The 8,628-nt window shown below is 62.0% G+C and carries 11 protein-coding genes; all 11 read right to left on the reverse strand.

Translation table 11 applies throughout. From position 1 onward, the window contains the following. Nucleotides 1-15: 15 nt before the first annotated feature. Nucleotides 16-1,218, reverse strand: coding sequence for an HDOD domain-containing protein (locus AC07S6_RS24360; protein WP_490614951.1), 1,203 nt, complete (start codon nt 1,216-1,218; stop codon nt 16-18). A 222-nt stretch (nt 1,219-1,440) separates the two neighbouring features. Beyond that, nucleotides 1,441-2,718 (reverse strand): 4-aminobutyrate--2-oxoglutarate transaminase, encoded by a 1,278-nt coding sequence (gene gabT / locus AC07S6_RS24365; RefSeq protein WP_038448442.1) that lies wholly within the window; start codon nt 2,716-2,718, stop codon nt 1,441-1,443. Nucleotides 2,719-2,896: 178 nt separating this feature from the next. Then, nucleotides 2,897-4,339, reverse strand: a complete 1,443-nt coding sequence (gene gabD / locus AC07S6_RS24370; RefSeq protein ID WP_003187552.1) for an NADP-dependent succinate-semialdehyde dehydrogenase — start codon at nt 4,337-4,339, stop codon at nt 2,897-2,899. Between the two features lie 296 nt (nt 4,340-4,635). Beyond that, on the reverse strand, nt 4,636-4,950 hold the full coding sequence (locus tag AC07S6_RS24375) for a RebB family R body protein (RefSeq protein ID WP_495113214.1): 315 nt from the start codon (nt 4,948-4,950) through the stop codon (nt 4,636-4,638). 50 nt (nt 4,951-5,000) lie between these two features. Further along, nucleotides 5,001-5,315 (reverse strand): RebB family R body protein, encoded by a 315-nt coding sequence (locus tag AC07S6_RS24380; RefSeq protein WP_003187550.1) that lies wholly within the window; start codon nt 5,313-5,315, stop codon nt 5,001-5,003. A 79-nt stretch (nt 5,316-5,394) separates the two neighbouring features. Continuing rightward, on the reverse strand, nt 5,395-5,706 hold the full coding sequence (locus AC07S6_RS24385; protein WP_014716415.1) for a hypothetical protein: 312 nt from the start codon (nt 5,704-5,706) through the stop codon (nt 5,395-5,397). 40 nt (nt 5,707-5,746) lie between these two features. Continuing rightward, nucleotides 5,747-6,373, reverse strand: a complete 627-nt coding sequence (locus AC07S6_RS24390; protein ID WP_014716414.1) for a hypothetical protein — start codon at nt 6,371-6,373, stop codon at nt 5,747-5,749. A gap of 82 nt (nt 6,374-6,455) precedes the next feature. After that, the gene (locus AC07S6_RS24395) at nt 6,456-7,028 is read right to left on the reverse strand and encodes a hypothetical protein (protein ID WP_102666680.1); all 573 of its coding nucleotides are present in this window, start codon (nt 7,026-7,028) and stop codon (nt 6,456-6,458) included. 18 nt (nt 7,029-7,046) lie between these two features. Continuing rightward, nucleotides 7,047-7,274 carry a RebB family R body protein gene (locus tag AC07S6_RS24400; protein ID WP_003187543.1) on the reverse strand — a complete coding sequence of 76 codons (228 nt, stop codon included), beginning with the start codon at nt 7,272-7,274 and terminating at the stop codon, nt 7,047-7,049. A 103-nt stretch (nt 7,275-7,377) separates the two neighbouring features. Beyond that, a complete protein-coding gene (locus AC07S6_RS24405; protein ID WP_495113215.1) occupies nt 7,378-7,920 on the reverse strand; it encodes an RNA polymerase sigma factor in 543 nt (180 codons plus the stop codon). 87 nt (nt 7,921-8,007) lie between these two features. Beyond that, nucleotides 8,008-8,628, reverse strand: a 621-nt coding sequence (locus AC07S6_RS24410; protein ID WP_495113216.1) for a Crp/Fnr family transcriptional regulator, incomplete at its 5' end; no start/stop codon positions are given.

The raw sequence follows: 8,628 nt of genomic DNA on the forward strand, positions 1-8,628 counted from the left end.
TGTTCGGTGTGTGTTTCAGGTTTTGCGCACTCGGGTCAGTTCCGGCAAGCCGACCTTGAGCAGCCGCGCAGTCTTGCTGCCCGCCAGTTCTTCCAGCCCTTCATGCTCGGTAAGCCGCGCCATTTGCACCGCCAGGTTCACCACCAGGGCTTCGCGCGAATACACCCCGCCTTCAAGTGAATAGATCCCTGCGATCAACTGTCGCAACTCCAGCGGCAAGCGCCAACGCGTGCGCAACGCCGAACCGTAGGCGGCGCCAAAGGCGTCGAGGGATTCGCCTATGGCTTCATCATCCAGGGCGCCGCCGCCCTGGCGCCAGTCTTCCAGGCAGCGCAACAAAGCCAGGTCGCCCAAGCGATGCAGGATGCAGGCGCTGTAGCAGCGCTGGTGGTCGAGCTCCAGCATGCGCGCCAGGCGCCGGGCGTAGTCGGCGCTGTCCTGGGACAGTTGCCAGTGCCGCTCGGCGTAGGCCACCAGCCCAGGGTCGCCCAACACCACGTTGTGCTTGAGCGCCAGGCCCAGGATGAGGTTCATGCTCTGGCCGGGCACCAACTTATGCAGGGCCTCTGACAGGGTCTGCACTGGCGTGCCGTGGTAGCCGGCGCTGTTGGCGGCGGCGATCAGTACGGCGGTGATTTGCGGGTCGCTGTGCACCTGGTCTTCCAACTGCTTGAGGTCCAGGCCTTCGGGCCCCAGGCTGCGTTGCACGGCGGTTTTCACATCCACACGCAACGGCGCCCCATCGCAGACCTCCCGGCGCCGCTCGAGGAAGGCGGGCAAGGTCATGCCCGGCGCCAGGGGTGGGATTTCGCAGTACACGCTTTCGCCTTCGTTGAGCAGCAGGTCTTGCAAGCGCTGGGTCAGGCTTTCCATGTTCAGCGGGCGGGTCAGGTAGGCGGTGGGCGCCAGGGGCAAGGCTTCGCGCACGCTGGCGCTGTCGTTGCGACTGCTCAGCAAGATAAACGGCAGCGAACGGCGCTTCTGGCGCACGCTGCGCAGCAGGCTCAGGCCATCCACGCCCGGCAACTCCCAATCCGCCAGGATCAGGTCATAGGTTTTTTCGCCCAACAGCGTGGCGGCGTGCTGCCCATCGGCGCACACATCCAAACGTGCGTCACAGCGCACATTCAACAACACTTGCTTGAGCAGGTCCCGCGACCAAGGGTCTGCTTCGGCGATTAACACTCGGGGTACAGCGGGTAAATCAACAGCAGTCATCCAGCACGCTCCATCGGCAATGCTTGCACCTTAGACAATGCAGGCGCGTGCGTACAATGAAGCAGGCACAAAAAAACCGCCGAAGCGGTTTTTTTGTACGGGCTGTAACCTGTGGCGAGGGAGCTTGCTCCCGCTGGACTGCGCAGCAGTCCCAAATCAAAGAGCGGGGCCGCTTCGCGCCCCAGCGGGAGCAAGCTCCCTCGCCACAGTGACTAAGGTTGGTCAGAGTTCGGAGAAGCACTCTTCGATGATCGCCAGGCCTTTGTCCAACAGCTCGTCCGGCGAGGTCAGGGGCACCAGTACGCGCAACACGTTGCCGTAGGTACCGCAGGACAGCAGGATCAGGCCCTTGTCACGTGCCTTGGCCACCACGGAGGCAACGGCGGCAGCGTTTGGCTTGTGGGTGTCGCCGTCTTCGAACAGCTCGACCGCGATCATCGCGCCCAGGGCACGCACTTCGCCGATCACCGGGTACTTGGCCTGGATGGCCTTGAGGCCAGTCACCAGGCGCTCGCCCACGGCCTTGCAGCGGTCCAGCAGGTGCTCTTCTTCGAACACTTCCATCACCGCCAGGGCTGCTGCGCAGGCAATCGGGCTACCGGCATAGGTGCCGCCCAGGCCGCCTGGGGCGATGGCGTCCATGTACTCGGCCTTGCCGCACACACCGGCCAGCGGGAAACCGCCCGCGATGGATTTGGCGAAGGTGGTCAGGTCGGCGGCAACGCCCATCTGTTCCATGGCGAAGAAGGTACCGGTACGCCCGGCACCGGTTTGCACTTCGTCGGCGATCAGCAGGATGCCGTGCTTGTCGCACAGTTCCCGCAGGCGCTTCATGAAGGCTTTTGGCGCGACGTAGAAACCGCCCTCGCCCTGCACCGGCTCGATGATGATTGCAGCGATATCACGCGGCTCGGCGTCGTTCTTGAAGATGCGCTCGATGCTGGCGATGGAGTCGTCGACGCTCACACCGTGCAGTTCGTTGGGGTACAGCGCACGGAACACGCCGCCCGGCATCAGGCCCATGCCGGCCGAGTAAGGCACGACCTTACCGGTAAGGCCCAGGGTCATCATGGTGCGGCCGTGGTAAGCGCCGGTGAAGGCGATCACACCGGCACGGCCGGTGGCGGCGCGGGCGATTTTCACGGCGTTCTCCACCGCTTCGGAACCGGTGGTGACCAGCAGGGTTTTCTTGGCGAAATCACCTGGCACCTTGGCGGCGACTTTTTCGCACACTTCTACGTAGGGCTCGTAGGCCAATACCTGGAAGCAGGTGTGGGTCAGCTTGTTGAGTTGCTCGGTCACGGCCGCGATGATTTTCGGGTGCACGTGGCCGGTGTTCAGCACGGCGATACCGCCGGCGAAGTCGATGAACTCGCGACCTTCAACGTCGGTCACGGTGGCGTTCTTCGCAGAGTCGGCGAAGATCGGGTGAATCTGGCCAACACCGCGCGGTACAGCGGCTTCGCGACGTTTCATCAGGGATGCGTTGGTCTTGCTCATAAAGTCCTCATTCGCCGCTCATCGGGCGGCGTGGCTCAAGGAATACGTGGCGGGGAGGCAACTACGGCAGCATGCGATGATCGACTGCCACAGCTTTCCCGGCCACTGCGAATAACGGTGTGAAACACGCAAAGGGGCAGCGCTCTCGTGCCCTCTGCGTTTGCTGCAATCCCGTGCCTTAGATGCCCAGGCAGAGGTATTTGATTTCCAGGTAGTCCTCGATCCCGTACTTGGAGCCTTCACGGCCCAGGCCCGAGGCCTTGATGCCGCCGAACGGCGCCACTTCGTTGGAGATCAACCCGGTGTTGACGCCGACCATACCGTATTCCAGGGCCTCGGCCACACGGAACACACGGCCCAGGTCGCGGGCGTAGAAGTAGGAAGCCAGGCCGAACTCGGTGTCGTTGGACATGGCGATCACTTCGGCTTCGTCTTTGAAGCGGAACAGTGGCGCCAGCGGGCCGAAGGTTTCTTCCTTGGCCACGGCGGCGTTTTTCGGCACGTCGACCAGGATGGTCGGTTCGAAAAAGTTGCCTTCCATCACCTTGCCACCGGCCAACAACTTGGCGCCTTTGCTCAGGGCATCAGCGATATGTTCCTGCACCTTGGCGACGGCTTTTTCGTCGATCAGCGGGCCGGTGGTGGTGCCGTCTTCCAGACCGTTACCGATCTTCAGTTTGGTCACCGCCACCTTGAGCTTTTCAGCGAAGGCGTCGTACACCGAATCCTGGATGTACAGGCGGTTGGCGCAGACGCAGGTCTGGCCGTTGTTGCGGTACTTGGAGATGATCGCGCCTTCGACGGCCTTATCCAGGTCGGCGTCGTCGAACACGATGAACGGTGCGTTACCGCCCAGCTCCAGGGAGACTTTCTTGATGTCCTTGGCGCATTCGGCCATCAGTTGGCGACCAATTTCGGTCGAGCCGGTGAAGGACAATTTACGCACGATCGGGTTGCTGGTCAGCTCGCCGCCGATGTCGCCAGCGCTGCCGGTGACCACACTGAGCACGCCTTTGGGGATACCGGCGCGGTGCGCCAGCTCAACCAGGGCCAGGGCCGAGAACGGGGTTTGCGAGGCCGGCTTGATCACCATGGTGCAACCGGCGGCCAGGGCCGGGCCGGCTTTGCGGGTGATCATCGCCGCAGGGAAGTTCCACGGGGTGATGGCTGCGGTCACGCCGATGGGCTGCTTGATCACGATCAGGCGCTTGTCGGGCTGGTGGCCGGGGATCACGTCGCCATAGATGCGCTTGGCTTCTTCGGCGAACCACTCGATAAACGAGGCGGCGTAGACGATTTCGCCCTTGGCTTCGGCCAGCGGCTTGCCTTGTTCGAGGGTCATCAGGCGGCCGAGGTCGTCCTGGTTTTCGATCAGCAGTTCGAACCAGCGGCGCAGCTTGTTGGCGCGCTCCTTGGCGGTGAGTGCACGCCAGGCTGGCAGGGCCTTGTCGGCGGCTTCGATGGCGCGGCGGGTTTCCGCGGCGCCCATCTTCGGCACGGTGCCGAGAATCTCGCCCGTGGCCGGGTTGTTGACCTTGATGGTTTGACCATTGTCCGCATCGACCCAAGCGCCATCGATAAAGGCTTGCTGGCGGAACAACTGGGTGTCTTTAAGCTGCATGTCGGCTTTCCTTAACAGCACCGCGCGCACGCGGAGCGAATTAGAGTTGTTGAAAGGCGCCTTGTGGGCTGCCGTCAGGGAAATCAGCCCCAGCGCGCAGAAGAAATGAAAGAGCGCACGGGAGACAGAGCGTTTGAAATCTCAAACGAATCCTAGGATCAATGGGGGTACAGGGCAATAGGATGTTCGAAAAAAAGAACGAATATGGCGCATCCGATTCATCTTTCGGATCAAACGCACACACGACAACAGCCCCGGAGCCTTGTGGGCGCCGGGGCTGTTGGGGGCCTTGCAGCTTAAGGTTGGAACGACTTGAGCACGGCCAGCAGGCTGGTCAAGTTGTCGGCCACGCCGCCCTGGGCGACTTTCTCGGTGGCGGCGGCGCCAGCGGTGGTGTCGACGCTGTAGATCTGCATCACGCCCTGGTTGGTGGCCGCCTGAGCCAGGGTGTTTTGTTGCTGTTGGGCCGAGACCGAGTTCTGGAACAGGATTGCCGTGGCCTGGCCCATGGATTGGTAAATGGTGCTAATGGCCATCGCGGGTGATTCGGCAACCACCTTGACGTTGGTCTGAGTGACGGCATCGGTGATTTGCGGGCTGACTGTACTCATGGTTGAAACTCCTGGGTTGAGAAAGAACAACATCCGTTATTGCTCAGTGCTTAAGGCTGAAACGACTTGAGCACGGTCAACAGGCTGGTGAGGTTATCCGACACGCCGCCCTGGGCGACTTTCTCGGTGGCCGCCGCACCTGCGGTGGTATCGACGCTGTAGATCTGCATCACGCCCTGGTTGGTGGCCGCCTGGGCCAGGGTGTTTTGCTGCTGCTGGGCCGACACCGCGTTCTGGAACAGAATCGCCGTGGCCTGCGCCATGGATTGATAAATAGTGCTCATCGCCATCGCAGGCGATTCGGCCACCACTTTGACGTTGGTCTGGGTGACCGCGTCGGTAATTTGCTCGTTGACTAATGGCATGATCAATTTCCTTATTTAGTACACGGTGCATTCCGTGTTCATCAATGAACGTTGCGAAACAGGCGCTGTGAAACCTGGTTTAGGGTTTCGCTGCGGGGCCCAGCGCCGCTTCAATCTGGGCGATCAACCCCTGGATCAGTGCCTGCACTTCCTTGCGTTGCGCATCCTGGTCCGAGGCCGCGCCGTTCAGCATTTGGCGTAGCGCCGCTTCACGCTGCTGGGCAGCCGTCTTGAGCGCTTGTTCGTTGGCCTTCGATTGCTCAAGCACCTGGGTGGCACGCTTGAGGGTTTCGTCGACGATGGCCTGGGGCGTGCCGGCGAATACCTGCGGGTTGCGCAGCATCGCTTCGAGCCGCTGGCGGTCGTCGGTGGACAGGACCGAAGGTTGCATATCGAGCTCCTTAGGGGCTGCCTTGGCGGCGACACGCCCGCTAAAGCCGCACCTCAACGTTGTCCTGCCAGAAACCGGCAAAGTAAAAATGCGGCGACGAATCACAGAAGGTCGCCAACTCCGCAGGCGTTATGGCGCTGGGCTGGTTGGGAAAAATGGCCGGCGGAGGCGGCAGCAGATTGGCCTCGTTGTAGAGGTTGCCGACCTCATAGCAGTTGGCCGCGAACTGCGAACAAAAGGACCCGCTGCCGATGTCGATGGACTCGTTGATCCGCGTCACCAGGCTGGTATCGGAAGTCCAGCGCCGAAAGGCTGAAATCATCGCGTTCCACACGCTGTAGCGGCCCCGGATATCACCGCCGATCTTGTCGAAATAGAACTGCTTGGCAGCTACCGTCGCCGCCTCGCCCAGTTCGGTATCCACGCAGGAAAACACCATCGCCGAGCGTGGCGGTTTTTCCAGGCTCAGGTCGGTCAGGGCCAGGCCACTGCCGACACTTTCGATCACCAGGGTGTCGCTCACCGCAATCGCCGGGTGAACCACATTCAGGTAGGTCGTGTCCTGCGAGAACACCTTGGCCTTGACCAGTTGACCGGCTTTGATAAACGCCCGCGTAGCGCTGTCGTCATCTTGTTTGACAGAAAAAATAATATCTCCAGGCTGCATGATGTCGCTCCTCACTCAAGAAAAGTTGCTTTCAAGTTGCTGTTGCACCGCTCCAGCAGAACGCCGAAGCGCTGTGCTCGGTTCAGGCCGCTGGCGCGGCCCGGTTGGCCAGGGTGTCGGCGTACTTGGCGATGCTCTGGTCGATCTTGTCGATGGCCACGCTGGCGGCTTCGGCCTCCATTGCACCGGCAGCGGCAGCCACAGCGGCAGCGGCGCCCACCAGCAGGTCGGTGGCCAGGGCGCCCAAGGCGTCTTCGGCAGCGGCCGGCAGGTTGTCCTTGACGATGTTCTCGGTCATTTGCTGAAGCAGCACGGCCTGGGCCGCCAGGGCGATCTTGCTGACCCCGTCGAAGTACCCCGCCGCCGCTTGCGCCACCAGCCCGGCTGCCTGGCTGATCATCATGTCGGCCGGCACCGCGATCTGCGCCGGGGCGTAGGCAAAGTTCTGCGAATTGGTGAACTGCACCGCCTGCACGATCTGGCTGTTGAGCGCTGCCGTACTGTCGGACGACGGCGCGCTCACCTGGTTGAGCAGGTGCTCGTTCATGCGCGCCATGATCGAGCGCGTGGCCGGTGCAGGGGGCGCTGTCGCCGGAGGGTCGGCGGCGGGCGTTGCTTGGGAGGCGGCGGGTTTCTTTCTGCTGAACCACGACATAATCGATCTCCCGAGGCCTCAGCCCTTCTCGCCAATCTGCATGATCAGCGCCACGGCCTTGGAGATCACCGCGTTGGAAATCTGATTCATCGCCTGCTGGCTGTTGACCGCGTTCTGCAACGACAGGCCCGCCGCGCTGCTGGCCACCTGGTACAGCGACGCGATGGCCTGGGCCGGCGCCTCGGCCACCACCTTGACGTTGGTTTGAGTGACCGCGTCGGTGATCTGGCTGTTGACCTCTGTCATACATCTCTCCTTGATGGCATTCACCCAGGTTTGGGTGTGGATAGGGGCGGCGTGCTGCGCTCATACCACTAGAACGCCCCACGCCAACGTCTGTGAATCGCCTTCAGCGCAAGGCACTGCGCAGCAGTTGCACGCGCTTGCGCACCAGCGGCAGCTTCACATGCAACTCGGCGGCAATTTGCGGGTAAGGCAGGTCATCGACAAAACGCATCTCGAACAAGCGCTGCTGCAACAGCGGTAACCGTGCGACGTGCGCCTCGATCTGCTCCAGGCGCTCATAACATTCCACCCGCTCCAGCACCGAGGCGCAGGGCGCGGCGAGCGCGGCCAGGTGATCGTGTTCAAGGTCCACCGAATCATCGAACAACCGCCCCTCGCGCTTGCTGCGCCGCACGCTGTCGAGAAACACATGATCGAGCACTAAAAACAGAAACCCCTGAGGGTCGCGAATGCGCTCGGGCGAGCGCCGAAAGAACAACAGGGCCTTGATCGCCGTCGCCGCCAACCACTCCTGGCCCTGATCCAGATTGCCCTTGGCCCGCCGCAACGCCCGGCGCCTGAGCTCGCCGTGCACAGCACGCCAACTCGCTTCGAACAAACGGTCATCGGCGGCCCATTGATCCTTGAACTGAACAGTCATCCCCATCGCCAGCACTCCTGTGCATCCTTGATGAAGGGCCAGTCTGCGAGGGCTCGACGGGGGTACGCTGTTACCTGGGGAACACTGCGGCAACTAATTCAAGGCAAACGCCTTGCGCCGCAACTGCTCGACATCGTTGATCACCATGCGCTCCAGACCGCCGCTGATCACCCCACTGCGCCGCCACACTTGCAGCTGCACATTCAGCTTGGGCCGACTGGTGTTCAGCATCGACGCCAACACCCCCTGGCTTGCGGGCAACGACACACTGGGCAAGGCCAACGCCAAGTCGATCTCGCCCAGGTTGGCCAACAGAAACCGCGCCAAGCGCGACTCCAGCCGATGCAGGCACACCAACTCCAGCAACTCGATGGCGTGCAGCAAACGCAGCATCATCAACATCAACAAACGCCGCAGAAACGCCGGCTCCTCAAACAGCACACCAAAATGCCGGCTGCCCAACTGCAACAACCGCGTGGGCCCGCTGGCAAAGGTAGAAGACTCGCGCCCATGATCCTTGATCAACGCCGTCTCCCCCACCACCTGCCCGGCCCCGGTACTGCCGATAATCTGCTCGCGCCCATCCGGCCCATGCACCACCGAATAAATCCGACCCTCCACCACCAGCGCAATGAATTCGAGGGTGTCATCCTTGAAATACAACAGCTCACGATCATCCAGCGTGCGCTCCACCATATGGGTGGCGACATAGCG

It is taken from the genome of Pseudomonas sp. GW821-FHT07B01, assembly GCF_059419065.1.

Excerpts from the sequence above, each read along its gene's own strand:
- AC07S6_RS24360 (WP_490614951.1), bottom strand. The coding sequence starts at position 1,218 with ATGACTGCTGTTGATTTACCCGCTGTACCCCGAGTGTTAATCGCCGAA.
- gabT (WP_038448442.1), bottom strand. The coding sequence starts at position 2,718 with ATGAGCAAGACCAACGCATCCCTGATGAAACGTCGCGAAGCCGCTGTA.
- gabD (WP_003187552.1), bottom strand. The coding sequence starts at position 4,339 with ATGCAGCTTAAAGACACCCAGTTGTTCCGCCAGCAAGCCTTTATCGAT.
- AC07S6_RS24375 (WP_495113214.1), bottom strand. The coding sequence starts at position 4,950 with ATGAGTACAGTCAGCCCGCAAATCACCGATGCCGTCACTCAGACCAAC.
- AC07S6_RS24380 (WP_003187550.1), bottom strand. The coding sequence starts at position 5,315 with ATGCCATTAGTCAACGAGCAAATTACCGACGCGGTCACCCAGACCAAC.
- AC07S6_RS24385 (WP_014716415.1), bottom strand. The coding sequence starts at position 5,706 with ATGCAACCTTCGGTCCTGTCCACCGACGACCGCCAGCGGCTCGAAGCG.
- AC07S6_RS24390 (WP_014716414.1), bottom strand. The coding sequence starts at position 6,373 with ATGCAGCCTGGAGATATTATTTTTTCTGTCAAACAAGATGACGACAGC.
- AC07S6_RS24395 (WP_102666680.1), bottom strand. The coding sequence starts at position 7,028 with ATGTCGTGGTTCAGCAGAAAGAAACCCGCCGCCTCCCAAGCAACGCCC.
- AC07S6_RS24400 (WP_003187543.1), bottom strand. The coding sequence starts at position 7,274 with ATGACAGAGGTCAACAGCCAGATCACCGACGCGGTCACTCAAACCAAC.
- AC07S6_RS24405 (WP_495113215.1), bottom strand. The coding sequence starts at position 7,920 with ATGGGGATGACTGTTCAGTTCAAGGATCAATGGGCCGCCGATGACCGT.